This is a genomic window from Streptomyces sp. SID5464 (assembly GCF_009862985.1).
Lineage (GTDB): Bacteria > Actinomycetota > Actinomycetes > Streptomycetales > Streptomycetaceae > Streptomyces > Streptomyces chartreusis_D.
Genome location: NZ_WWIQ01000071.1, coordinates 94,282 through 119,640 on the forward strand (window position 1 = coordinate 94,282; position 25,359 = coordinate 119,640).

Sequence of the window (25,359 nt, forward strand, 5' to 3'; positions counted from 1 at the left end):
GGCATGACCGACTTCACGCACGATGTCACCCGCCACGATGTCATCACCCTGACCGGAGCCCGCGAGAACAACCTCAAGGACGTCACCCTCCGCATCCCGAAAGGCCGGCTGACCGTGTTCACCGGCGTTTCGGGGTCGGGGAAGTCGTCCGTCGTCTTCGACACGATCGCGGTGGAGTCGCAACGCCAGCTGAACGAGACGTACCCGTGGTTCGTCCGCAACCGGCTGCCCAAGTACGAGCGGCCGCACGCGGACGGCCTGGAGGACCTCTCCCCCGCGATCGTCGTCGACCAGCGGCCGGTCGGCGGCCACTCCCGGTCGACCGTCGGCACCATGACGGACATCTACTCGGTGATCCGGGTGCTGTTCTCCCGGCACGGCACCCCGAGCGCCGGACCGGCGACCGCGTACTCGTTCAACGACCCGTCGGGCATGTGCCCCGAGTGCGACGGCCTGGGCCGGACGGTACGGCCCGACTGGGACCGCATCCTGGATCCGGACCGCTCCCTCGCGGACGGGGCGGTCCGCTTCCCGCCGTTCGCCGCGAGCACCTGGCAGGGCCAGGCGTACACCAACAGCGCCGACCTGGACCCGGACAAGCCGGTGGGGCGGTTCACCGCCGCCGAGCGCGAGTTCCTGATGCGGGGACGGCCCGGCAGCAAGGTCACCGTCAACGGCAGCGGCGGCACCTGGACCACCGACTACGAGGGGCTGGCCGACCGCTTCGAGCGGCTTTACCTGAAGCGGGACCTGTCGGCCATGAGCCAGAAGACCCGCGACCTGGTGCGGGACTTCCTGGTGGAGGGCGCCTGCCCGGTCTGCCGGGGAGCCCGGCTCAACGCGGCGGCGCTCGCCACCCGGATCGGCGGCCGGAACATCGCCGACTGCACTCGGATGCAGATCACGGACCTGATCGCCGTACTGAAGGAGATCGACGACCCGGTGGCCGGGCCGATCGCGCGGGCGGCCGTGGCCGCGCTGGAGCGCGTCGAGGCGATCGGCCTCGGCTATCTCAGCCTCGACCGGGAGACGGCGACCCTCAGCGGCGGGGAGGGGCAGCGGCTGAAGACGGTGCGGCACCTCGGCTCCAGCCTGACCGGGATGACGTACATCTTCGACGAGCCGAGCGTCGGCCTGCACCCGCGCGACGTGGGCCGCCTCGGCGATCTGCTGCTGCGGCTGCGCGACAAGGGCAACACCGTGCTGGTCGTCGAGCACGACCCGGACGTCATCGCGCTGGCCGACCACGTCGTCGACATGGGGCCGGGCGCCGGCTCCGAGGGCGGCCGCGTGGTGTTCGAGGGCACACCGGCCGAACTGGCCGTCTCGGACACCCTCACCGGGCGCTGTCTGCGCCGCCGTACGGTGGTCAAGGAACAGGTACGGCAGGCCGACGGCGAGCTGTGGGTCAAGGGCGCCGACCGGCACAACCTGCGCGACGTGACCGTGCGGTTCCCGGCCGGTGTGCTCACCGCCGTGACCGGGGTGGCGGGGTCGGGGAAGAGCACCCTGGTCGGGGAGTTCACCGCCGCGCACCCCGACGCCGTGGTCGTCGACCAGTCGTCGATCGGGATCTCGGGACGGTCCACTCCGGCGACCTACCTGGGGATCATGGACACCGTACGGAAGATCTTCGCCCGCGAGACGGGGGCCGAGGCGGGCCTCTTCAGCTTCAACTCCGGCGGCGCCTGCGGCACCTGCGAGGGCCGGGGCATCATCTACACCGACCTCGCCTTCATGGACCCGGTGACGACGACCTGCCACGACTGCGAGGGGCGGCGCTTCAAGGAGGAGGTACTGCGGCTGACCGTGAACGGCAGCTCCATCGCCGACATCCTCGAGATGACGGCCGAGCAGGCCCTCGGCTTCTTCGACGACACGGGCGTACGGCGCCGGCTGCGCACCCTGCGGGACGTCGGACTGACGTATCTGACGCTCGGCCAGCCCCTCTCCACGCTCTCCGGCGGGGAGCGGCAGCGCATCAAGCTGGCCACGCGGCTGCACAGGACGGGCGCGGTCTACGTGCTCGACGAACCGACGACCGGGCTGCACATGGCGGACGTGGAGGGACTCGTCGCCCTGCTGGACCGGCTGGTCGACACGGGCAACACGGTCGTCGTCGTGGAGCACAACCTGGACGTGGTCGCCCGGGCCGACTGGGTGATCGACCTCGGCCCGGACGGCGGCCGGGACGGCGGCGAGATCGTGTTCGAGGGGACGCCGCGACAACTCCTGGACGCGCCGGGCTCGTTCACCGCGGAGCACCTGCGGCGGGCCGTGGCGGCATCGGCCGTCACCGTGCCGGGGTGAGCTCACCGGTGAGCGGGACGCCCGGGAGCGCCGTGTTGCTGACGACGGCGAGGAGCGGGCCGTCCGGGCCGTGCTGCCACTGCCCGCCGACCAGCGGCAGCAGGGCGATGTTCGGGGCCGGTCCGCGGGTCCAGTCGAGGGTGCCGGCGATGGTGTCGAGGCTCGTGCCGGCGAGGGCCTGCGCGACGGACGCCCGGTCGGTGGGATCGGCCGCGACGGTGAGGGCGTGGTGGGCGGTCTCCACCAGGGCGTGGGCGAGGCCGAGGGGCTGGAGCCAGCCGGCACCGGTGTCCTGCCGGTAGGCGTGGGCGAGTTCGGCGCAGGTGGTGCCGTCCAGGCCGGAGCGGTAGGGGTGGCCCGGACTCCAGTAGACGAGGGTGGCCACGCGCGCGTCGGCCAGTTCGCCGTGGACGTCGGGGGCGGGGGTGGTGTGCGTGTGCGGGTACGTCAGCCAGCGCGAGCAGGTGATCAGCCGCGGACGCAGCCCCGCCTTACGGGCCTGGCGGTGGAAGAGGGCGAGGTCGGTGGCGGTGGCGGCGCTGGTGACGAGGCCGGCACCGTGCTCCCGCAGCCGTCCGACCTGTGCGGGGAATCCGTCGGACGGTTCCCGGTAGGCGCCGAGGTCGACCAGGGTGTGCCCGCGCGGGGAGGTCACCGGCGCGAAGCCGTACCGGTCGTGCCGCAGCAGCCGCCCTTGCAGGTCGTCGTTCCACAGGCAGCCGACGGCGCCCGAGTCGTCGACGCGCTCCCACAGGTCGGCGAAGACGGCGGCGATGTCGTCCAGTCCCCAGGCGAAGTGGTACGTCCACCGGAAGCGGTGCCCCGGCTCGGCACCGCGCGCGTCGACGTACGCCTGCCAGGGGAACGTGGTCGACACACAGGGGACCCCGGCCTCCTCACAGGCGTCGGTGACGGCGGGCAGCACCCGGGTCCCGGCCATGGTGAGCACGAGGTTCGCGCCGTCGGCGCCGGCCAGGTCCCGAACGGCCTGCCGGGCCGCGTCGGGATCCGAGCGGCTGTCGCGCACGGCGACGGTCACCTCGTAGCGGCGGCCGCCGTTGCGGATGCGCGCGAGCCGGGGCGCCAGCCTGCGCAGCGCGTACGACAACGGTGACCCGAGAGGGGCCAGTCGACCCGTCAGCGGCGCCACCACGCCCACGCACAAGGAAGTCGACGACATCGAGGCCCCTCTCTTCACTGAGTCGGTGCGGCCGTCAGCGACCGGAGCGGTCCTTGGTCACGCAGGTGGTCTTGCTGAACACCGCCACCGTCACGTTGCCGCAGTTGTTGCTGTGGCCCGAGGCGTTCCGGGCGAAGAGCAGGTTGGACAGGACGCCGCCGCTGGGGCCGGCCTGGTCCCCGCCGCCCTTGCCGTCGTCCTCGGCCACACAGGTGCGCTCCTTGAACAGCGCCACCTTGCCCGTGCCGCAGAGGTTGGCGTGGCCGGAGGAGTTCCTGCCGGAGAGGTTGGACAGCACACCGCCCGCCCCCGCGTCGCCGTCCCCGGCATGGGCCGTGGCCATTCCGGCGGGAACAGCCATCAGCATCCCCACGATCGAGGCCACCACCGCGATACGCCGCGTGCCGTACATCTCTGTCGGTTTCCTTCCGCTGGTTCGGTCCTGGCCGGTTCGGCCGGGATCACTTCGTCCAACGACGCCTCGGGAGATCGGCACGGGCTGCGGCCAGGTGAATCATCTGCAAGACGGTTGATCAGGTACTCCGAAGGGACGCCGGTCGTGGGGGCGTTGACACGTCAAGGTCCGGCCCGGGTCATGGACCGATGGGGTGGTTTGACACCCCGTCGGCCGATCAGGCGTGCGGGCCCGCGAACACTGGGGTGCGGAGGTGGCGCGGGGCCACCGGAGGGGGCGAGATGACCGACAGCACGGTTCTGGTGGCGGTGGCGGAGCGTCCGGAGGACGGGGGTGCGGCCGCCGGGCAGCTGGCGAGGATCGCCGAGGCGATCCAGGGGCGCGGCTTACGGGTCCGGTGGGTGGTGAGCGTCGCCGACGCCGAGGCGGTGCTCAGGACCGAGGCCGGTCTCGCCGCCGCCGTGGTCGCCTGGGATCTTCCGCCGGGGCCGGGGGCCGACGGTGAACCGGGAGGTGCGGCGGTGCTGCGCAGGATCGGGCGCCGCTTCCAGAACCTGCCGGTGTTCCTGGTCATGGCGGACGAGGGGCTGCGCGATCTGCCGTTGTGGGTGTCGCAGTCGGTGGTGGGTTACGTGTGGCCGCTGGAGGACACGCCGGCGTTCATCGCGGGGCGGATCACCACCGCCGCTCGCGGCTACCAGGACGCCCTGCTGCCGCCGTTCTTCAAGGCGCTGCGCCGTTTCGACGACGCGCACGAGTACTCGTGGCACACCCCCGCGCACTCGGGCGGTGTCGCCTTCCTGAAGTCGCCCGTGGGCCGGGCGTTCCACGACTACTTCGGGGAGCGGCTGCTGCGCAGCGACCTGTCGATCTCGGTCGAGGAGCTCGGCTCACTGTTCGAGCACACCGGGCCCATCGGCGAGGCCGAGCGCAACGCCGCACGGGTCTTCGGCTCCGAGCACACGTATTTCGTGCTGCACGGCGACTCCACCTGCAACCGTCTGGTCGGCCACTTCAGCGTCACCCGCGACGAGATCGCCCTGGTGGACCGCAACTGCCACAAGTCGGTCCTGCACGGTCTGGTCGTCTCCGGCGCCCGGCCGGTGTACCTGGTCCCCACCCGCAACGGCTACGGCCTCGCCGGACCGCTGCCGCCGGCCGAGATCGCGGCGGACTCGGTGGCGGCACGGATCGCCGCGAGTCCGCTGACGAGGGACGCCGTGTCAGCGCGCGCGCAGTACGCGGTGTTCACCAACTCCACGTACGACGGGCTGTGTTGCGACGCGGTGGCGGCGGCCCGGGCCTTCTCCGCCGGCACGCCCCGGGTGCACTTCGACGAGGCGTGGTTCGCCTACGCCCGCTTCCACCCGTTGTACGCCGGGCGCTACGGCATGTCGGTGGACGAGGAGAGCTTCCCCGGGCCCGACCGGCCGACGGTCTTCGCGACGCAGTCCACGCACAAGCTGCTGGCGGCGCTGTCGCAGAGCGCGATGGTGCACGTCCGACCCGCGCCCAGGGCGCCGGTGGAGCACGAGCGGTTCAACGAGGCGCTGATGATGCACGGCACCACGTCGCCGCTGTACCCGATGATCGCCTCGCTGGACGTGGCCACGGCGATGATGGACGGTCCGCAGGGGCAGTGGCTGGTCGACGAGGCGGTGACCGAGGCGGTGCGGTTCCGCCAGGAGATGGTGCGCATCGGGCGGCGGATCGAGGCCGCCGGGGACCGGCCGCCCTGGTTCTTCGGCGTGTGGCAGCCGGCCGAGGTGACCGACCCGGAGAGCGGGGCGCGCCTGCCCTTCGACGAGGCCCCGGCTGATCTGCTGCGGACGGAACCGTCCTGCTGGCATCTCCGACCCGGGGCGGACTGGCACGGCTTCCCGGGGCTGACGGACGGCTACTGCATGCTCGACCCGATCAAGGTCACCCTGACCTGCCCGGGGATCAGCGCCGCGGGTGAGGTGTCCGACTGGGGCATTCCCGCGCGGGTGCTCACCGCGTATCTGGGGACGCGGAGCATCGTCGTGGAGAAGACCGACAGCTACACCACGCTGGTGCTGTTCTCCATGGGCATCACCAAGGGCAAGTGGGGCACGCTGCTGGACGCCCTGATGGACTTCAAGGACCTCTACGACGGTGGCGCGCCGCTGGACCGGGTGCTGCCCGCGCTGGTCGCCGAGCATCCGCGGCGCTACTCCGGGCGGAGCCTGCGCGAGCTGTGCCAGGAGATGCACGACCATCTGCGCGACCTCCGTCTGGTCGAGCTCCTCGACACCGCCTTCCGGGAGTTGCCGGAGCCCGTCGTCCCGCCCCAGCTGTGCTACCAGCGCCTGATCCGCGGCGGCACGGAGCGGATCCGTCTCACCGACGCGCCCGGCCGGGTCGCCGCGGCCATGGTCACGGTCACGCCGCCCGGCATCCCCGTCCTCATGCCGGGCGAGAGCGTCGGCGCCGCGGACGGTCCTCTGTTGCGGTACCTGACCGCGCTGGAGTCCTTCGACCGCCGCTTCCCCGGCTTCGGCAGCGAGACCCACGGGGTGGTCCGCGACCCCGACACCGGCGACTACCAGATCGAATGCCTCCGCCCGGACACGCCCGAGCGTGCCGACACCGCGACGACACCGGCCCAGCGAAGCGCCCCGGAGGGTGCCGAGCCGGTGGTGTGAGCCCGGGGCAGCGACGCCTTCACGCTCTGATACCCGGCCGGGCGCGAGTCTCGGCCGGGCCTGCCGACCCACGACGACTCTCATCGGACACGCCGGCGGCGCGGCGTACGGAGCGGCCGGGCACAGGCCCGGGCCGGGCCGGGCACAGGCGGCGTCGGCGGCGGACCGGGCTTGGAATCGGCGCTCGTCCGGATGCCCCCCTGAGGCACCGGTCGGACCACGTGCGGTCAGGCTCGCAGCGGACCGGCCTGGAATCGGCGTTCGCCCCCGAGTGTCCACTGAGGTGGCGGTCCGGAGCCGCCCGAGTCGGGAGCGGTGTCCGCCCCACTGATGCGCTGAGGCGCCGGGCCGGGGTGCAGGCCACGGCCAGGACACAGGCACTCACCCCCGCTGCCTGCCAAGGCCGGCCTCCCCCGCCCCCCTGCCCACTCACTCCCCTCCCCTCCCCTCCCCTCCCCTCCCCCAGGGGTGTCGTCTTCCGGGATCGCCCTGCATGATGGTCGGCCGACGCCCGATGGGTTCCGGTCGACCCCGGAGGCTCCGTCGGCGCCGTCCAGACACGTCCCATCCGATACGGAGTCACGCTCGTGCCCAGCAAGAAGGCCCTCGTCCGCCGCCCCAGCCCGCGTCTTGCCGAGGGGCTGGTGACCCACATCGAGCGGGAGAGGGTCGACGCCGACCTCGCGGTCGAGCAGTGGGAGGCGTACGTGGCGGCCCTGCGCACGCACGGCTGGGAGACCGTCGAGGTGGACCCGGCCGACGACTGCCCGGACTCGGTGTTCGTCGAGGACACGGTCGTGATGTACAAGAACGTGGCCCTGATCGCCCGCCCGGGCGCCGAGTCCCGGCGTGACGAGACCGCCGGGGTCGAGGAGGCCGTGGCCGGTCTGGGCTGCTCGGTGAACTGGATCTGGGAGCCGGGCACACTGGAGGGCGGCGACGTCCTGAAGATCGGCGACACGGTGTACGTGGGCCGGGGCGGACGCACCAACGCAGCCGGCGTCCAGCAGTTGCGGGCCGCTTTCGAACCGCTGGGCGCGCGGGTCGTCGCCGTACCGGTGACCAAGGTGCTGCACCTGAAGTCGGCCGTCACGGCGCTTCCCGACGGGACGGTCATCGGGCACATCCCGAAGATGGACGCGCCGTCGCTGTTCGCGCGCTTCCTGCCGGTGCCGGAGGAGGCCGGTTCGCACGTCGTGCTGCTCGGCGGTGACAAACTGCTGATGGCGGCCAGCGCGCCGAAGACCGCGGAGCTGTTCGCGGACCTCGGGTACGAACCGGTCGTCGTGGACATCAGCGAGTTCGAGAAGCTCGAGGGGTGTGTGACATGCCTCTCGGTGCGGCTGCGGGGGCTGTACGCCTGAGGAGGCGGGACGCCCCGTCCCAGCCTCTCGACCTGCGGCTCCCGGGGGCGGTGGGGCGCGGCTGAGCGCCCCCGCTGATCAGCGGCCTTTACAGCACCCTTAACCTACGGCATCGTAACCTACGGGAACGTAGCCTACGATGCCGTAGGTTACCGCTCACCGCTCGTACGCATGTCCCCCTGGAGAGTCCATGACGATCACCACTCCCCATCTCGGCAGCCCCGCCGGCGCCTGGACCGACGCTCAGCTGCTGTACGCACTGGAGGAAGTGGTCGAGCAGGAGCTCAACCGGCATCTGAAGGTCGCCAAGGACTGGATGCCGCACGAGTACGTGCCGTGGAGCGACGCGCGCAACTTCCCCGGCCTCTTCGAGGACGGCGAGGCCTGGGACAAGGAGCAGTCGAAGGTCACCGAGATCGGCCGCATCGCGCTCGTCGTGAACCTGCTGACCGAGGACAACCTGCCCAGCTACCACCACGAGATCGCCAGCCTCTTCGGCCGCGACGGCGCCTGGGGCACCTGGGTGCACCGCTGGACGGCCGAGGAGGGCCGGCACGGCATCGTGATGCGGGACTACCTGCTCGCCTCGCGCGCCGTGGACCCGGACAAGCTGGAGCAGTTCCGCATGTCGCACATGAGCGAGGGCTTCGAGTCGGACAACCGGCACTCGATGCTCCACTCGATCGCCTACGTCGCCTTCCAGGAGCTGGCCACCCGCATCTCGCACCGCAACACCGGCCACCAGTCCGGCGACCCGGTCTGCGACCGCATGCTGGCCCGCATCGCGACCGACGAGAACCTGCACATGGTCTTCTACCGCAACCTCCTGAAGTCGGCGTTCGAGCTCGCCCCCGACCTGACCATGCAGGCCGTACGGGACGTGGTCGTGAACTTCCGGATGCCCGGCCACGGCATCCCCGGCTTCGAGCGCGCCGCCGCGCAGATGGCGATCGGCGAGGTCTACAACCTGCGCATCCACCACGACGACGTACTCCAGCCGGTGCTGCGCTTCCTGAAGATCATGGAGATCGACGGCCTGGGTGCCGAGGGCCGCAAGGCACAGGAGGAACTCGGCCTGTACATGGGCGGCCTGGACAGCGAGGCGACGAAGTTCGACGAGAAGCTGGCCGCGCGCAAGGCCCGCATGGCGGCCCGGGCCGGCGCCACCGGCGCCTGACGGCCGACCCGGTCCGTCCGGCCGCACGACTCAAAGGCCCCGACCGCCACGAGCGGCCGGGGCCCCGGCGTTCCGCACGCCCTCCCGCCCCCCCCCGGGCAGGAGCACGCGGCTAGCGCGACGTACGCCGCAGTTCCAGCCGCTCCTTCTCCGACAGACCGCCCCAGACACCAAAGCGCTCGTCGTTGTCCATCGCGTACTCGAGGCAGGCGTCACGGATCGGGCACAGGCCGCAGATCCGCTTGGCCTCCCGTACCGAACTGCCGGGCTCGGGGAAGAAGAAGTCCGCCCCGGTCTGCGCGCACAACGCCTCCTGCTGCCAGGCGAGTTCGGGCGAGATCATGGTGTCGATGTGCATGGCCAGAAGCGTTCCGGACGGCGAAAAACGTTCGATCAACGCGGGATCAACACCGCATTGACGGGCCTCCGGCCACCTTGATGGTCGCCCGCCGGACGGGCCGACGCACGGCGGCGCGCGGAATCCCGGCATCACGCCCCGGCGGCGCTCCGGCGGCGCTTGTCAGTGGGCGGTGCGAGACTCGGCAGAGCAGACGACGGAACCTGTGCGAGGAGACCGACGATGCTCACCACCCGTTATGTGACCGGCGCTCCGAACTGGATCGATCTCGGCACCCCCGACATCGAGGGCGCCGCCGCCTTCTACGGCGCCCTGTTCGGCTGGCGGTTCCAGCCGGGTGGGCCCGAGGTCGGCGGATACGGCCTCTTCCAGCTCGACGGCAGGACCGCCGCCGGTGGCATGCAGACCACCCCGGAGCAGGGCCCGCCCTCCTGGACGGTGTACTTCCAGGCCCCGGACGCGGACGCCACGGCGCGGGCGGCCGGGCAGGCGCACGGCTCGGTGCGGATACAGCCGATGGACGTGCAGGACCTGGGCCGCATGGCGATCCTCGCCGACCAGGCCGGGGTGCCCTTCGGCCTGTGGCAGCCGGGCCGCAACAAGGGCCTGGACGTCGTCCGGGAGCCCGGCTCGCTGTGCTGGCTGGAGCTGTACACGGCGGACGTCCCGGCCGCTGCCGCCTTCTACCACTCGGTGCTCGGCCTGGAGACCTTCGGCGTCGACTTCCCCGGCGGTACCTACACCACCCTCGTCCCGGCCGGGGAGAGCGAGGACGCCATGTTCGGCGGCGTCGTCCCGCTGGCCGACGCCCCGGCCGAGGAGGAGGCGCACTGGCTGCCGTACTTCGAGGTCACCGACCCGGACACCACCGTCGCCCGGGCCCGGGAACTGGGCGGCGCGGTCCGGATGCCCGCCACGGACCTGCCGGACGTGGGCCGCATCGCCAAGCTCACGGATCCCTACGGGGCGCGTTTCGCGGTGATCCGCAGCGAGCCGCAGCCGGGCTGAGGCACATCCGCCGGACCAGAGGGCTACGCGGACGCCCGCCGGACCAGCGTGGTCGGCAGCACGACGCTGGAAGGTGCGCCGCCGACGCCCTCCTGAGGAGCACCGCGGTCGAGCCCCCGCAGCAGCAGGCGCGCCATCAGGCGGCCCATCTCCTCGATGTCCTGACGCACCGTCGTGAGGGGCGGATCGGTCTGTTCCGCGACGGGCAGCATGTCGTCGAAGCCGATCACGGCGACGTCGTCGGGGACCCGCCGTCCGGCCTCGCGCAGGACGCGCAGCGCCCCCGCGGCGGTGAGGTCGTTGGCGGCGAAGACAGCGTCCAGGTCCGGGCAGCGGCCGAGGAGCTCGCGCATCGCCCGCTCGCCCCCGGCGGGGGTGAAGTCGGCCTCGGCGATCAGCCGCGGGTCGGCGTCCACCATGACGTCCCGGTAGCCGTCCAGCCGGTCCACGGCGGACGTCTGGTCGAGGGCGCCGGTGATGTGCGCGATACGGGTGCGGCCGAGGCCGGCCAGGTGGCGGACGGCGTCACGGGCGCCGCCGCGGTTGTCGCTGTCGACGTACAGCACGCCGCGCCGGTCTCCGCTCCAGCCGGGCCGCCCGCCGAAGACGGTGGGGACGCCGGCCCGCTGGATCAGCTGCGGCAGCGGGTCGTCGAGGTGCAGGGAGAAGACGAGGGCCCCGTCGACATGCCCGCCGGCGAGGTACCGGCCGACCCGGGTGTGGTCGTCCCGGCCCTCCGTGAGCAGCAGGACGAGCTGGTTGTCGTGGGCCGTGAGTTCCTTGCTGATGCCGCGCAGCTGGAGCGCGAAGAACGGGTCGGCGAACACGCGGGTCTCCGGTTCGGCGACGACGACCGCGATCGCGTCGTGCCGCCGGGTCACCAGGCTGCGGGCCGCCTGGTTGGGCACGTACCCGAGCTCCTCCACCGCCTTGCGGACCCGCTCGACGAGGATGTCCCTGACTCCGTCACCGCCGTTGACCACGCGGGAGACGGTGGCCCGCGAGACACCGGCCCGGGCGGCCACGGCCTCCAGCGTGGGACGCGGCGCTGTGTCGGTCACTTCGGGGCTCCTCACCTGCGGTTGCGGATCAGGATAGCCCCGGCCGCACCGGGTGGTGAGAGCGCTCTCGTGGCCGCGCGACCGTCAGTGCTCGTGCTCCCGCCGATCGTGCCCGGAGTGATCACCCCCGTGCTCGTGCGGGTCGTAGCCGGGAATCGTGCCGTCCGGCTTCTTCACCAGGAACAGACCCACCATCCCCATGTCGGAGTGGCTCTGCACATGGCAGTGGTACATCCAGGCACCGGCGCCGACCCCCTCCCCCGCGATCACCTGGAAGCCGAACGAGTCGGCCGGGCCCGTGATCTTGTTGTCGATGACCTGGCTGGGGTCGTCGGGGCCGGTCAGCATGCCGGTGCGGTTGTCCGCCCAGCGGTGACCGTGCATGTGGAACGTGTGGTAGAACTCGCCGTGCGTGATCACGATGAACTCGACGCGATCACCCACCGTGGCCTCGAAGTCGGGCCCGGAGTGCGGCGGCCTGTTGTTGATGAGCATGTCGTTGAAGACGACCGTGTGCGTGCGGTCCGGCAGGACGTCACCCTTGCGGCGGACGATGACCGGGCCGAACAGGCCCTTCTGGAGCCCCTGCGTGCCGTGGTCCGTGCCGACGACGTGGTCGTGGTAGTGCCAGTAACCCGCGCTGCCCGCCCGCCAGGTGCCGTCCTTGCGGCGGCCGGGGGCATGGGTGCGCCAGGTGTAGGTGCGGGTGCCGCCCGGCTCGACATGGCTCCGGTTCAGCTTCGTGCCGTCGCTGGTGATCTCGTAGTCCAGGCCGTGAACGTGCAGGCTCACCGGCACGTCCATGGTGTTCTCGAACTCGATGTGCAGCGTGTCGCCCTCGTTGAGCTCGATGAGCGGGCCGGGGACGGTCGCCTTGCCCTTCTCCAGGCCGTAGCCCATCTGCCCGTCGGCGAGCTTCTCGGCGTACAGCTTGATGCGCTTCACCTCGCCCCCGGCCGGTGCCGTCCTGGCCGGCCGGTCCGCGCCGATGGCCTCGGGCGCCACGGACAACGATGTCGCGACGGCCGCGCCGCCCAGCAGGACCCGCCGGTTGAAGCTGCGTCTGTCCATGCGGAACTCCCCACCCTGGTAAGGCTTTTACGACAGACGTACCTGTGATGAACCTGTGAGACGGTACCGGCCGCGCTCCTGTTTATCCACACTCAAGACAAAGTTGGGGCCATCCCGGTCATAGGTATTGGCGAGCCGTGCAAAGGGGTTTAGCTTCCTTGGCGGTGTTGCTGTGACCGAGGAGGTGCCCATGCACTTACGAGGGTTGAGCAAGGGAAGACGTGTCCGGGCGGCCTCCGTGGCCGCCGGAGTCCTGACCGCCGGACTGCTGTCCGGGCCCGCGCACGCGGGCCCGCATCCGGAACCCCCGCTGACAACGATGTCGATCAAGTCGCCGCCGGGTGGCGCGAATGTACGGGTGCTGATCTTCCACGGTTCCGCGGCGGCCGGGGAGGAGTCGCCGGTCGTGAACGCCGGGATCGAGGCCATCGAGGAGATCGGGCTGTCGGGGCCGGCGAACCGGCGTTTCAAGGTCGAAGCCAGCGATGATCCCTCGGTGTTCACCAACGACAAGAGACTCGGCCGCTTCAACGCGATCGTGTTCCTCACCGGCGGGGGCGACGTCCTCGACGCGGAACAGGAGGCGGGCCTTGAGGCCTACATGGAGGCCGGCGGCGGGTTCGTCGGCATCCATGACGCGGCGCGCGCGGAGCCGTACTCGGACTGGTTCACCGGTCTGGTGGGGGCGCGGCCGGCCGCGTCGAACCCGGCGGCCGTCCAGCGGGCGACGGTGGAGGTCGGCGACCGCCGGCATCCGGCCACCCAGGAGCTTCCGGTGCAGTGGAAGCGCCCGGACAAGTGGCTGAACTGGGTGAAGAACCCGTCGGGTGAGGTCCACACGGTGGCCCGGGTCCGGGAGTCGAGCTACCAGCCGGGAGCGGGTGCCAACGGCTGGGATCACCCGGTCAGTTGGTGCCGGGACTACGACGGCGGCCGCTCCTTCTACACCGGCATGGGCGGCACGGTGTCGTCGTACGACGAGACCGACTTCCGGGCCCATCTGCGCGGCGCGCTGATGTGGACGACGCGCCTGGAGCAGGCCGACTGCAAGGCGACCATCAACGCCAACTACACGGCGGAGCGGCTGACCAAGCCCAACCAGCCGGGGCAGAACGACCAGATCGGCGAGCCGCACGGCCTGGTCACCGCGCCCGACGGCCGGGTGTTCTACATCGGCCGGGGCGGTGCCGACTCCTCGCAGCCCGTGGTCACCGACTGGAACAACCCCGACATCGGCAAGGGCAAGGGCGAGATCCACGTCTACGACCCGAAGACCAAGCAGGTCACGCTCGCGGGTGCGCTCACCGTCTTCGGCAACAAGGGCGGCGGCGACGAGCTGGTCAAGGTCGAGGAAGGGCTGCTCGGGATCGAGCTGGACCCGGAGTTCGAGCAGAACGGCTGGGTGTACCTGCACTACACGCCCCACTCGCAGATCAACCGGGACACGCGGATGGCCGAGCGGCGGGTCTCCCGCTTCACGCTCGACCGGGCGACCAACAAGCTGGACCTGGGCAGCGAGAAGGTACTGCTGAAGTGGCCGGTGCAGATCCACAGTTGCTGCCACTCGGGCGGCGGGATGGCCTGGGACTCCAAGGGCAACCTGTACATCGCCACCGGTGACAACAACTCCAGTGGCTTCAGCGGCGGTTACTCGGGCAACAACCCGCAGCCGAACTACAAGGGCGTCTCCTTCGCGGACGCGCGCCGCACGGCCGGCAACACCAACAACCTCAACGGCAAGATCCTGCGCATCCACCCGGAGCCGGACGGGACGTACACCCTCCCCGAGGGCAACCTCTTCACCGGGAGGGAGACCGACGAGGGCGGCGGCAAGACGCGCGGCGAGATCTATGTGATGGGGGTCAGGAACCCCGCCCGCATCTTCGTCGACAAGTCGACCGACGTGCTCTACGCGGGCTGGGTCGGCCCGGACGCGAGCGCGCCCTCGACGACCTGGGGCCCGGCCAAGTACGACACGTTCGCCGCCATCACGAGGGCGAGCAACCGGGGCTGGCCGTACTGCATGGGCAACAAGCAGCCCTACCGGGACCGCAATCTGCCGGATCCGTCCCAGCCGCTCGGCTGGTACGACTGCGACCACCCGAAGAACGAGTCGCCGAACAACGACGGTCTGGTCAACCTGCCGCCCGTCACCGGCAACAACATCTGGTACTCGCCGCAGGGCGGCGCGCCGGACTACCCGCGGGACGCGAACGGTGTCCCGTCGTACAAGCCGGAGCAGGCGACGTACCGGCTGCCCTGGCTGAAGGGCGGCGGGCAGGCCGCGATGAACGGTCCGGTCTACCGGTACGACACGGTCGCGGCGGACAGTGCCGTCAAGTGGCCGGCGTACTGGGACGGCAAGTGGTTCGTCGGCGACTTCTACGACGCCGACCAGCCGCGCAACGCGGTGCTCATGGACCCGAAGACGCAAGGGGACGGCGGTCTGCCGGTGCACTCGGAGTCGCTGAAGAAGATCGTGCCGGTCGGCAATGACGGCATCAAGAACCTCATGGACTGGAAGTTCGGTCCGGACGGCGCGCTGTACGTGCTCGACTACGGGCGCGGCTTCTTCACCTCGGACTCCAAGTCGGCCCTGTGGCGGGTCACCTACAAGGGCGGCGGGCCCACCCCGGCCGCCGGTCAGCTGGCGAGGGGGAGCGAGTGATCCGGCAACGAAGAATCTGGGCCGCCCTGCTGGCCGCCCTGCTCGTGATGCTCGGCGTGCAGGCGACGCCCGCGGCCGGGCAAACGAAGGCACCGGCCGCCGAACAGGTCCTCACCTGGACGGCCGGCAACGACATCGACAAGTACCTCTCGGCGCCGAAGACGGCGGTCGCCGGCAGCGCGACGATCGTGTTCGAGAACAGCGTGGCCACCGGCAACACCACGGGCATGCCGCACACGCTGACGTTCGTGACCAGCGACCCCGAGTTCAACAACGACGTGCAGCTGAACATCCTGGCCAACCCGAACGACGCCCAGGGCGGCAAGCACACCGCCCAGGTCACGCTCACGCCCGGCCGGTACTTCTACCACTGCACGATCCCGGGCCACGGCCAGATGCAGGGCATCCTCACGGTGACCGAGGGCACCGGCGAGGACACCACCGCGCCCGAGGCGTCGGCCCATGTGAGCGGGACGCAGAACACGCAGGGCCAGTACGTCGGTTCGGCGAGCGTGGCGATCCACGCCACCGACGTGGGCGGCTCCGGGCTCGACCGGATCGAGTACGCGATCGGTGACACGGGTGCCTGGCAGCCGTACACCGCGCCGGTCGTGATCGACCAGGTCGGCGACCACAAGGTCCGCTACCGTGCCTTCGACAAGGCGGGCAACGTCTCCGCCGAGAAGAGCACCGCCTTCACGGTCGTGGCGCCGCAGTCGGACGACACGACCGCGCCGGAGACCTCGGCGACGGTGAGCGGTGAGCGCAACCCGGACGGGGCGTACATCGACATGGCGACGGTCACCGTCTCCGCGTCCGACACGGGCTCCGGGGTCAACACGATCGAGTACGCCGTCGGCACCGGTGCCTGGCAGCCGTACACCGCGCCCGTGATGGTGCACCAGGTGGGCGCCCACACCGTCCGCTACCGTGCCACGGACAAGGCGGGCAACGTGGCGGCCGAGAAGAGCGTGCGGTTCACGGTCGTCGCGGCGCCGCCGCAGGACACCACCGCGCCGGTGACGGGCGTGACCGTGGAGGGCACGAAGAACTCCGACGGCGCGTACGTCAACAGCGCCCGGGTGACCGTCACGGCGACCGACGAGCACGGCTCGGGGGTCGAGAGGATCGAGTACTCGCTGGACGGCGGTCCGTACCTGGCGTACACGGCTCCGGTGGTGGTCGACCGGGCGGGCGCGCACACCGTGGCGTACCGGGCGACCGACAAGGCCGGCAACACGTCGGCGGCGCGTACGGTGACCTTCACGGTGGTCTCCGGGCAGGTCCCGGCGCCGGACTGCCCGGAGTACGACGAGCGGTTGACGGTGATCGTCGGCACGGTCGACTCCGGCGTGCGCAACCGGGTCACCGACAACCGGTGCCGGATCGGCGAGCTGATCGAGGACGAGAAGGAGTGGACGTCCCACGCGCTGTTCCTCAAGCACGTGACGTCCGTCCTCGACGCGCTGCTGAAGGAGGGCGTGATCGACCAGCGCGAGTACAACGCCATCCGCAAGGCCGCCCGCCAGTCCGGCATCGGCAAGCCGGGGCAGACCGAGGGCTATCGGGCGATCTTCGACGGCAGTGCCGAGTCGTTCGCCGAGTGGCAGCAGGTGGGGGGCGGTTCGTTCGCGCTGAACCCCGACAGGACGATCACCTCCAGCACCACGACGCCCGGCATGGGCATGCTGTGGTTCCCGCAGCGCAAGTACGGCGACTTCTCGTTGCGGCTCCAGTGGCGTGACGACGCTCCCGGCACCGGCAACGCCAACTCGGGCGTCTTCGTGCGCTTCCCCTGGGTCCACGACCACCCGGAGGAGTCACGGCCCGAGTGGGTCGCCATCAAGTACGGGCACGAGGTGCAGGTGCTCGACCGGCCCGACGGCGACATGTACAAGACGGGCTCGATCTACGGATTCGACCGGGTGGGCCTCGCCGGCGCCGGTGTGACGCAGAAGGGCACCTGGAACGACTACGAGATCCGCGTGGTCGGCCAGCACTACTCGGTGTACCGCAACGGGGTGCTGGTCAACGAGTTCGACAACACCGGCGGCCAGGAGTTCACCCCGCCCCGCTCGGACGACCCGGGCACGGACGGGCGGCGGTTCGCCTCCGGCTACATCGGGCTCCAGGTGCACGGCACGACGGACGTGGTCTCGTACCGGGACATCCGGATCAAGGAACTGTAGAGATCACGAAGCCGCAGGAGGCTTCTCCTTGCGGGCCCTGCTCGGCTGTACCCGCCTCGGTTCCCCGGGCATCTTCGGATACTCGGGCGGGTACGGCAGGTCTCCCAGCCCGTGGTCGTGTTCGTCGCGGCGGGCGAGGTCGAGCAGGGCCTCAAGGGAGTAGCGGTGGTCGTCCATGTCCGCGTGCACGTCGCCGAGTTCGGCGAAGCGCGCGGGCATGGTCGCGAGGTCGAAGTCCTGGGGGTGCGCGACCCCCACCTCGTCCCAGCGCAGGGGCGCGGAGACGGGGGCGTGCGGGCGGGGGCGTACGGAGTAGGCGGAGGCGATCGTGCGGTCGCGTGCCGTCTGGTTGTAGTCCAGGAAGATGCGCTTGCCCCGCTCCTCCTTCCACCACTTGATGGTCACCTGCTCCGGCATCCGCCGCTCCATCTCCCGGCCGACGGCGATGGCGGCGCGCCGGACCTGCGTGAAGGTCCAGCGCGGTTCGATGGGCACGAAGACGTGCAGGCCCCGGCCGCCGGAGGTCTTGGGGAAGCCGCGCAGTCCGCCGAACTCGTCGAGGACGGCGCGCAGTTCGTGGGCGGCGCGGACGGCGTCCTCGTAGTCGGTGCCGGGCTGCGGGTCGAGGTCGATGCGGAGTTCGTCCGGGCGGTCGACGTCGTCGCGGCGGACCGGCCAGGGGTGGAAGGTGAGCGTGCCGAACTGGGCGGCCCACACCACGGCACCGACCTCGGTGGGGCACATCTCGTCGGCGCTGCGGCCGCTGGGGAAGGTGATGTGCGCGGTCGGGATCCAGTCGGGCATGTTCTTCGGCGCCCGCTTCTGGAAGAAGTTCTCGCCGTTCACGCCCTCGGGGTAGCGCTCCAGGGTGGTGGGGCGGTCGCGCAGGGCGCGCAGGATGCCGGGGCCGACGGCCAGGTAGTAGCGGGCGAGGTCCAGCTTGGTGAAGCCGCGCTCGGGGAAGAACACCTTGTCCGGGCTGGACAGCCGTACGGTCCGGCCACCCGCCTCCAGCTCCACCGCGTCACCCATGCGAGCCACGGTAGGCGTACCCCGCACACCTCGCACATCGGGCGCACTCCGTCATATGGGCGCAGAATCGGACCATGGATCTGCCGGTGATGCCCCCTGTGCTGCCGATGCTCGCCAAGTCCGTGGCGGCGATCCCGGCGGGCATGCAGTACGAGGCGAAGTGGGACGGGTTCCGGGCGATCGTCTTTCGCGACGGGGACGAGGTCGAGCTCGGCAGCCGTACCGGCAAGCCTTTGACCAGGTATTTCCCCGAGCTGGTGACGGCCGTGCGGGAGCGGTTGCCCGAGCGCTCGGTGGTGGACGGGGAGATCGTGATCGCCCGGGAGGGGCGGCTGGACTTCGACGCGCTGACGGAGCGGATCCACCCCGCGGACTCGCGGGTGCGGATGCTGGCCGAGCGGACACCGGCCTCGTTCGTCGCCTTCGATCTGCTGGCGCTGGGGGACGAGTCGCTGATGGACGTCCCGCTGACCGAGCGGCGGGAACTGCTGGACAGGGAACTCTCGGGGGTGACCGCGCCGGTGCACCTGGCTCCGGCGACCACCGACATCGAGGTGGCGCGGAACTGGTTCGAGCAGTACGAGGGGGCGGGTCTGGACGGGGTCATCGCCAAGCCGCTGACCGTGCGCTACCGGCCGGACGAGCGCGCCATGTTCAAGATCAAGCACGAGCGGACGGCGGACGTGGTCGTCGCCGGGTACCGCCTGCACAAGAGCGGCCCCGTGGTGGGCTCGCTGCTGCTCGGCCTGTACGACGACCGGGGCACCCTCCAGCACGTGGGCGTGTCCGCCGCGTTCCCGATGAAGCGGCGCGCCGAGCTGGTGGAGGAGCTGGAGCCGCTGCGCATGGACGATGTCCGGGGGCATCCCTGGGCGGCCTGGTCCGAGGAGGCGGCGCACGAGACGGCACGGCTGCCCGGCGCGCCCAGCCGCTGGTCGGCCAAGAAGGACCTGTCGTGGGTGCCGCTGCGGCCGGAGCGGGTGGCCGAGGTGGCCTACGACCACATGGAGAACGGGCAGCGCTTCCGGCACACCGCCCGTTTCCGCCGCTGGCGCCCGGACCGGACGCCGGAGAGCTGCACCTACGCGCAGCTTCAGGAGCCGGTCCGCTACGACCTGGCGGAGATCCTCGGCGTCTAGGGTCGGTCAGGGCTGCATGAGGACCTTGACCGCGCCGTCCTGCTTGCGCTGGAACATCTCGTACGCGTGCGGGGCCTCCGACAGCGGCACCCGGTGGGTCGCGAAGTCCTCGACGCCGAGCGGGTCCTCGTCGGTCAGGTACGGGATGATGTCGTCACTCCAGCGGCGGACGTTGGCCTGGCCCATGCGCATCTGGATCTGCTTGTCGAACAGGGTGAGCATCGGCATCGGGTCGGCCATGCCGCCGTACACGCCGGACAGCGAGATGGTGCCGCCGCGGCGCACCAGATCGATGGCGGTGTAGAGGGCGGCGAGGCGGTCGATGCTGAAGCGTTCGGCGAACGGGCCGCTCAGCTTGCGGGGCATGATCGCCGTGGCCTGCTGGGCGAGCTTGGCCGCCGCGCTGCCGTGGGCCTCGGTGCCGACCGCGTCGATCACGGCGTCGGGCCCGCGGCCGTCGGTCTCGTCGCGGATCGCGGCCACGAGTTCCTTCTCATGATCGAATGACCTGAGGTCGTACGTCTCGACGCCCCGCTCGCGGGCCCGGCGCAGCCGCTCCGGGACCAGGTCAACACCGAACACCCGGCCCGCGCCCTTGACCTGGGCGACGCGGCAGGCCATGTCGCCGATGGGTCCGAGGCCGAGCACGGCGATGCTGCCGCCCTGCGGGACGTCGGCGTAGGCGACCGCCTGCCAGGCGGTGGGCAGGACGTCGGAGAGGTAGACGAAACGGTCGTCGGGCGGGCCCTCCGGCACCTTGATCGGGCCGTACTGCGCCTGCGGGACACGCAGGTACTCGGCCTGGGCGCCCGGCACCGCGCCGTACAGGCGGGTGTAGCCGAACAGGGCGGCGCCCATGCCCTCGCCGTGCACCTGGGTGGTCTCGCACTGGGTGGGCAGGCCGGTGAGGCACATCCAGCAGTTGCCGCAGGCGATCTGGAAGGGCACCACGACCCGGTCCCCGGCCTGGAGGTCCGGGACACCGGCGCCGACCTCCTCGACGATGCCGATGGGCTCGTGGCCGAGGATGTCCCCGGGGGTCATGAACGGCGTCAGCACCTCGTACAGGTGCAGGTCGGACCCGCACAGCCCGGTGGAGGTGACGCGGATGACCGCGTCCGTCGGTTCCTGGATCTCCGGATCGGGCACCGTCTCCACCCGGACGTCCCGCTTGCCCTGCCAGGTCACAGCCCTCATCGCCTCGCGCTCCCTCCGTCAGCGTGCGCGTCCGTCGGCCGGTCGGCGAGGCCCGGGTACCCGAGCCTCCCGCACCGAACCTTGGGCCGATCGACGGACGAAGCGGAGATCCTCCGTCAAAATCAGTCTGGTATGGCCATCGATGGACATATAAGTGCACAATCAAGACACATCGATGACATGGGGCCGGTGGCGACCGTGGGCAGGGAACGAGGGGCGCGCGGACGGCGCGCCACGACGACAGCGGCGCTGCTCGCCGCCACGGTGACGGCCGCCCTGGCGGCGGGCTGCACCAGCGGGGGCGGCCCCGTCGACGACGGACGGGGAACCTCCCGACAGCCGGAGCCGGGCACGTCGGCAGCGGCGACCGGCTCCTCCGTGCTCGCCGTCAAGCTCGACAACGCCCCCGCGGCCCGGCCGCACACCGGCGTCGACGCCGCGGACGTGGTGTACGCGGAGCAGGTCGAGGGCGGGCTGAGCCGCCTGATGGCGGTGTACGCGACGCGGTTGCCCGAGGCGGTCGGCCCGGTGCGCAGCGCACGCGAGTCGGATCTGGAGCTGTTGCGCCAGTTCGACCGGCCCACGCTCGCCTTCTCCGGCGCGCAGAAGAAGCTCCTGCCGCTGATCGACCGGGCACCACTGCGGGCAAAGACGCCGGGCAACGCCCCCGACGCCTTCTTCCGCGGCGGCGGCAAGCCCGCCCCGCACAACCTCTACCTGCGACCCGAGCGGATCGTGCCCGAGGACCCCGGCCAGGCCGCCCTGACCACCGGTTTCCACTACGGCTCGGCCCCGGCCGGCGGCACGGCGACGACCTCGCAGACGGTGCGCTACCCGGCGGCCCGTTTCACCTTCACCTGGTCGGATTCCCAGGACCGCTGGCTGGTCGGCATGGACGGCGCGCCCGCCACCACGGCCGACGGGAAGCGGATGGCCGCCGCGACGGTCGTCGTGCAGTACGTGAAGGTGCGCGAGTCCGCCTTCCGCGACTTCCTCGGCAACAACACGCCCTACACCGAGACGGTGGGCTCCGGAAAGGCCGAGGTGTTGCGCGACGGGCGGGCCTACGACGTGAACTGGAAGCGCGAGGGCGCCACGGACGGCACGGCGTTCACCACCGGTGACGGCACACCGGTGAACTTCGCGAAGGGCCAGGTGTGGGTGGTGTACGCCAAGGCGTCCTGACCTGCGTGCGGCGCCCGTCAGCGGGGCGCCGCCAGGGACTCCCCCGGGTTGCGCAGCCCCTCGGCCGCGTCCGCGACACGCCGGATGAGGTCGAAGAACAGCGTCCGCTCGTCGGAGGTCAGCGGGGCGAGGAACACCTGGTTCATCCGGGCGGTGCGCAGGGTCAGCTTGCGGTGGGTCCGCACGCCCTCGTCCGTGAGGCGCAGCAGGAAACGGCGGCCGTCCTCCGGGTCGCGGACCTTGTCGAGAAGTCCGCGCCGGCTGAGCCGGCTGATCACCTCGGCGATGGTCGACCGGTCCAGGCCCACCCGCTCCCCCACCGTGCGCTGGTCCAGCCCGGGCTCGTCGACGAGCGTGTTGAGGACCGCGTACTGGGGCGAGGTGATCTCCTCGGAGACCATCGTGTTCCACAGCAGGTAGTGCGCCTGCTGAAGCCGCCGGGCCAGGTGCCCGGGGTGGGTGGTGAGGTCCGCCGCCGCCATGTGCACCCCTCGCTCGTAATCGTAGGTGCACTGAACAATACCCGGCCGCTCCCGGACTGTCTGCCGTCCTCACCAAGGACCGGAGGTGGATACACCGAGGTCTTGACGCCCTGCCGTCCCGATGGCAGCGTGAGAGGAGCTTCGCGGAAATACTCAGTGCCCTGACTAAATCGGGTCGGGTCGCTCGGAAGAGATGGGGCTTCTCGGATGGACAAGGTGGTCGCCACAGCCCTGGAGGCGGTGGCCGACGTCCCGGACGGCGCGTCACTCGCGGTGGGCGGTTTCGGGCTGAGCGGTGTGCCGAACGTGCTGATCGGGGCGCTGTACGAGCGCGGGGTGGCCGGGTTGTCGGTGGTCTCCAACAACTGCGGGGCGATGGAGTCGGGCCTGGCGGTGCTGCTGGCCGCCGGCCGGATCGCCCGGGTGACGGGCTCCTACATCGGCGCCAACAAGGAGTTCGCCCGGCAGTACCTGGCCGGTGAGCTGGAGGTCGAGCTGATCCCGCAGGGCACGCTGGCCGAGCGGCTGCGGGCGGGCGGCGCCGGGATCCCCGCCTTCTACACCCCGGCCGGGGTGGGCACGCAGGTCGCCGAGGGAGGGCTGCCGTGGCGCTACGACGGCTCCGGGGGTGTCGCGGTGGCCTCGCCGGCCAAGGAGGTCCGGGAGTTCGACGGGACGGAGTACGTGCTGGAGCGGGGCATCCGCACCGACTTCGCCCTGGTCCGGGCCGCGAAGGGCGACCGGCACGGCAACCTGGTCTTCAACAAGTCCGCCCGGAACTTCAACCCGCTGGCCGCGATGGCCGGACGGGTCACGGTCGCCGAGGTGGAGGAGCTGGTGGAGCCCGGGGAGATCGACCCGGACGCGGTGCATCTGCCGGGGATCTTCGTGCAGCGGGTGCTCGCGCTCACCCCTGAGCAGGCGGCGGACAAGAAGATCGAGCAGCGGACGGTGAGTTCCTGATGGCCTGGAGTCGCGAGGAGATGGCCGCGCGGGCGGCCCGGGAGCTGAGGGACGGCCAGTACGTCAACCTCGGCATCGGCCTGCCGACCCTCATCCCCAACTACCTCCCCGAGGGGGTCGAGGTCGTCCTCGAATCCGAGAACGGCATCCTGGGCACGGGTCCGTACCCCACCGAGGACGCCGTCGACCCGGACCTGATCAACGCCGGGAAGGAGACGGTCACGGTCCTGCCGGGCGCGTCCTTCTTCGACTCGGCGCTGTCGTTCTCGATGATCCGGGGCGGGCACATCGACGTGGCGGTGCTCGGTGCCATGCAGGTGTCCGAGCGGGGCGACCTGGCCAACTGGGCGATCCCGGGCAAGCTGATCACCGGGATCGGCGGGGCCATGGACCTGGTGCACGGGGCCCGTACGGTCGTCGTCGTCATGACCCACACCGCCAAGGACGGCTCGCCGAAGATCCTCACCGAGTGCGCCCTGCCGCTGACCGGCAAGGGGTGCGTGAACCGGATCATCACCGACCTCGGCGTCCTGGACGTCACCGACGACGGACTCGTCCTGGTCGAGACCGCGCCGGGCGTGACCGCCGCCGAGATCGCCGCCAAGACCGACGCCGAACTGACCGTGCCGGAGGGCGTGAAGTGAAGGACGTCTACATCGTCGACGCGGTCCGCACGCCGATCGGCCGCTACAACGGCGCACTGGCCGGCGTGCGTCCGGACGACCTGGCCGCGCACGCCATCCGCCAACTCCTCGCCCGCACTCCCCGGTTGGACCCGGGACGGATCGAGGACGTGTACTTCGGCAACGCCAACGGCGCCGGTGAGGAGAACCGCAACGTCGGCCGGATGGCCGCCCTGCTCGCGGGCCTGCCCACCTCCGTGCCGGGCGTGACCGTCAACCGGCTGTGCGCGTCCGGCCTGGAGGCCGTGATCCAGGCGGCCCGCGCCATCGCGCTCGGCGACGCCTCGATCGCGCTGGCCGGCGGGGTCGAGTCGATGACCCGGGCGCCGTACGTCCTGCCGAAGAGCGACAAGCCCTTCCCGGCCGGGCACACCGAGCTGTACTCCACCACCCTCGGCTGGCGCATGGTCAACCCGCGCATGGAGCCGCAGTGGACCATCCCGCTGGGCGAGTCGGCCGAACTCATCGCCGACAAGCACAAGATCGGCCGCGATCAGCAGGACGAGTTCGCGCTGGCCTCCCATGAGAAGGCCGCACAGGCTCAGCGGGCCGGCTCATTCGATGGCGAGCTGGCGCCCGTGGCGATCCCTCAGCGCAAGGGCGACCCGGTGGTCTTCGCCGCCGACGAGTGTGTCCGTCCGGACGCGTCCCTGGCGGCGATGGCCAGGCTGAAGCCGTCGTTCCGCAAGGAGGGCGGCACGGTGACGGCGGGCAACGCGTCGCCACTCAACGACGGGGCGGCGGCGCTGCTGCTGGTCGACGAGGAGGGGTTGAGGGCGACTGGGCGTGAGCCGCTGGCCCGGGTGTCCGCCACCGGCGTCTCCGCGATCGACCCGCACTACTTCGGGCTGGCGCCCGTGGAGGCGGTGAACCGGGCTCTGTCCAAGGCGGGCAGGGGATTCGACGAGCTGTCCGTGCTGGAGCTGAACGAGGCCTTCGCGGCGCAGGTGCTGGGGTGTGTGGCCGAGTGGCCGGAGTTCGATCCCGCGATCCTCAACCCGCAGGGTGGTGCGATCGCGCTCGGGCATCCGCTGGGTGCGTCCGGGGCTCGGCTCGCCGGCACGGTTGCGCATCAGCTGGCCCGGCGTGGCGGCGGTGTGGGTGTGGCCACGCTGTGCATCGGAGTGGGCCAAGGACTCGCCCTCGTCCTGGAACGCTAGGCATCCCGCGCGGCTGCGGGCCGTCCGTAGCTGGTCGCGCAGTTCCCCGCG

General features: G+C 71.2%; 20 protein-coding genes. 12 read left to right on the forward strand and 8 right to left on the reverse strand.

Annotation, left to right across the window (positions count from 1 at the left end):
- Positions 1-3 precede the first annotated feature (3 nt).
- On the forward strand, positions 4-2,310 hold the full coding sequence (locus tag GTY47_RS33125) for an excinuclease ABC subunit UvrA (protein WP_010042880.1): 2,307 nt from the start codon (positions 4-6) through the stop codon (positions 2,308-2,310).
- Here GTY47_RS33125 and GTY47_RS33130 read toward each other — a convergent pair.
- On the reverse strand, positions 2,294-3,490 hold the full coding sequence (locus GTY47_RS33130) for an ABC transporter substrate-binding protein (RefSeq protein WP_029181384.1): 1,197 nt from the start codon (positions 3,488-3,490) through the stop codon (positions 2,294-2,296). The genes GTY47_RS33125 and GTY47_RS33130 overlap by 17 nt on opposite strands.
- A 34-nt stretch (positions 3,491-3,524) precedes the next feature.
- Positions 3,525-3,902: a hypothetical protein gene (locus GTY47_RS33135; protein ID WP_010042885.1), complete on the reverse strand. Its 378-nt coding sequence runs from the start codon at positions 3,900-3,902 to the stop codon at positions 3,525-3,527.
- A 284-nt stretch (positions 3,903-4,186) separates the two neighbouring features.
- Here GTY47_RS33135 and GTY47_RS33140 point away from each other — a divergent pair, with 284 nt between their 5' ends.
- From GTY47_RS33140 to GTY47_RS33150, 3 genes are all read left to right on the forward strand, one after another.
- Positions 4,187-6,571 carry an Orn/Lys/Arg decarboxylase N-terminal domain-containing protein gene (locus GTY47_RS33140; RefSeq protein WP_010042888.1) on the forward strand — a complete coding sequence of 795 codons (2,385 nt, stop codon included), beginning with the start codon at positions 4,187-4,189 and terminating at the stop codon, positions 6,569-6,571.
- Positions 6,572-7,158: 587 nt separating this feature from the next.
- On the forward strand, positions 7,159-7,935 hold the full coding sequence (gene ddaH / locus GTY47_RS33145; protein WP_010042890.1) for a dimethylargininase: 777 nt from the start codon (positions 7,159-7,161) through the stop codon (positions 7,933-7,935).
- A 190-nt stretch (positions 7,936-8,125) separates the two neighbouring features.
- Positions 8,126-9,112 carry an acyl-ACP desaturase gene (locus GTY47_RS33150; protein WP_010042891.1) on the forward strand — a complete coding sequence of 329 codons (987 nt, stop codon included), beginning with the start codon at positions 8,126-8,128 and terminating at the stop codon, positions 9,110-9,112.
- A gap of 112 nt (positions 9,113-9,224) precedes the next feature.
- Here GTY47_RS33150 and GTY47_RS33155 read toward each other — a convergent pair whose 3' ends face one another.
- Positions 9,225-9,470, reverse strand: coding sequence for a WhiB family transcriptional regulator (locus GTY47_RS33155; RefSeq protein WP_010042893.1), 246 nt, complete (start codon positions 9,468-9,470; stop codon positions 9,225-9,227).
- A gap of 222 nt (positions 9,471-9,692) precedes the next feature.
- Here GTY47_RS33155 and GTY47_RS33160 point away from each other — a divergent pair, with 222 nt between their 5' ends.
- Positions 9,693-10,478 (forward strand): VOC family protein, encoded by a 786-nt coding sequence (locus GTY47_RS33160; protein ID WP_010042895.1) that lies wholly within the window; start codon positions 9,693-9,695, stop codon positions 10,476-10,478.
- 23 nt (positions 10,479-10,501) lie between these two features.
- Here GTY47_RS33160 and GTY47_RS33165 read toward each other — a convergent pair whose 3' ends face one another.
- Together GTY47_RS33165 and GTY47_RS33170 are read right to left on the reverse strand one after the other, a co-directional pair.
- A complete protein-coding gene (locus GTY47_RS33165; RefSeq protein WP_010042903.1) occupies positions 10,502-11,539 on the reverse strand; it encodes a LacI family DNA-binding transcriptional regulator in 1,038 nt (345 codons plus the stop codon).
- A gap of 84 nt (positions 11,540-11,623) precedes the next feature.
- The gene (locus GTY47_RS33170) at positions 11,624-12,610 is read right to left on the reverse strand and encodes a multicopper oxidase domain-containing protein (protein ID WP_010042904.1); all 987 of its coding nucleotides are present in this window, start codon (positions 12,608-12,610) and stop codon (positions 11,624-11,626) included.
- 190 nt (positions 12,611-12,800) lie between these two features.
- Between GTY47_RS33170 and GTY47_RS33175 the strand changes: the two genes are divergently transcribed.
- Positions 12,801-15,278, forward strand: a complete 2,478-nt coding sequence (locus tag GTY47_RS33175; RefSeq protein ID WP_173937225.1) for a ThuA domain-containing protein — start codon at positions 12,801-12,803, stop codon at positions 15,276-15,278.
- 47 nt (positions 15,279-15,325) lie between these two features.
- The gene (locus GTY47_RS33180) at positions 15,326-17,467 is read left to right on the forward strand and encodes a family 16 glycoside hydrolase (protein WP_102514970.1); all 2,142 of its coding nucleotides are present in this window, start codon (positions 15,326-15,328) and stop codon (positions 17,465-17,467) included.
- Positions 17,468-17,470: 3 nt separating this feature from the next.
- On the opposite strand, the gene ligD is transcribed toward GTY47_RS33180, so the two are convergent.
- Positions 17,471-18,499: a non-homologous end-joining DNA ligase gene (gene ligD, locus GTY47_RS33185; protein WP_010042909.1), complete on the reverse strand. Its 1,029-nt coding sequence runs from the start codon at positions 18,497-18,499 to the stop codon at positions 17,471-17,473.
- A 74-nt stretch (positions 18,500-18,573) separates the two neighbouring features.
- Here ligD and GTY47_RS33190 point away from each other — a divergent pair, with 74 nt between their 5' ends.
- Positions 18,574-19,638 (forward strand): ATP-dependent DNA ligase, encoded by a 1,065-nt coding sequence (locus GTY47_RS33190; RefSeq protein WP_010042910.1) that lies wholly within the window; start codon positions 18,574-18,576, stop codon positions 19,636-19,638.
- A 6-nt stretch (positions 19,639-19,644) separates the two neighbouring features.
- Here the strand turns inward: GTY47_RS33190 and GTY47_RS33195 are convergent, their stop codons facing one another.
- Entirely contained in the window at positions 19,645-20,835 is a 1,191-nt protein-coding gene (locus GTY47_RS33195) for a zinc-dependent alcohol dehydrogenase (RefSeq protein WP_010042911.1), read from the reverse strand.
- A gap of 180 nt (positions 20,836-21,015) precedes the next feature.
- Here GTY47_RS33195 and GTY47_RS33200 point away from each other — a divergent pair, with 180 nt between their 5' ends.
- On the forward strand, positions 21,016-22,020 hold the full coding sequence (locus tag GTY47_RS33200; protein WP_010042913.1) for a DUF3048 domain-containing protein: 1,005 nt from the start codon (positions 21,016-21,018) through the stop codon (positions 22,018-22,020).
- Positions 22,021-22,037: 17 nt separating this feature from the next.
- Here the strand turns inward: GTY47_RS33200 and GTY47_RS33205 are convergent, their stop codons facing one another.
- Positions 22,038-22,502 (reverse strand): MarR family transcriptional regulator, encoded by a 465-nt coding sequence (locus GTY47_RS33205; protein ID WP_010042914.1) that lies wholly within the window; start codon positions 22,500-22,502, stop codon positions 22,038-22,040.
- Positions 22,503-22,709: 207 nt separating this feature from the next.
- Between GTY47_RS33205 and GTY47_RS33210 the strand changes: the two genes are divergently transcribed.
- From GTY47_RS33210 to GTY47_RS33220, 3 genes are read left to right on the forward strand one after another with little or no spacing between them, the layout of a single operon-like run.
- Positions 22,710-23,465, forward strand: a complete 756-nt coding sequence (locus GTY47_RS33210) for a CoA transferase subunit A (protein ID WP_010042915.1) — start codon at positions 22,710-22,712, stop codon at positions 23,463-23,465.
- Positions 23,465-24,109 carry a CoA transferase subunit B gene (locus tag GTY47_RS33215; RefSeq protein WP_010042916.1) on the forward strand — a complete coding sequence of 215 codons (645 nt, stop codon included), beginning with the start codon at positions 23,465-23,467 and terminating at the stop codon, positions 24,107-24,109. The genes GTY47_RS33210 and GTY47_RS33215 overlap by 1 nt, the downstream gene beginning before the upstream one ends.
- Positions 24,106-25,308 (forward strand): thiolase family protein, encoded by a 1,203-nt coding sequence (locus GTY47_RS33220; protein WP_010042918.1) that lies wholly within the window; start codon positions 24,106-24,108, stop codon positions 25,306-25,308. The genes GTY47_RS33215 and GTY47_RS33220 overlap by 4 nt, the downstream gene beginning before the upstream one ends.
- The last annotated feature ends 51 nt before the right edge of the window (positions 25,309-25,359 follow it).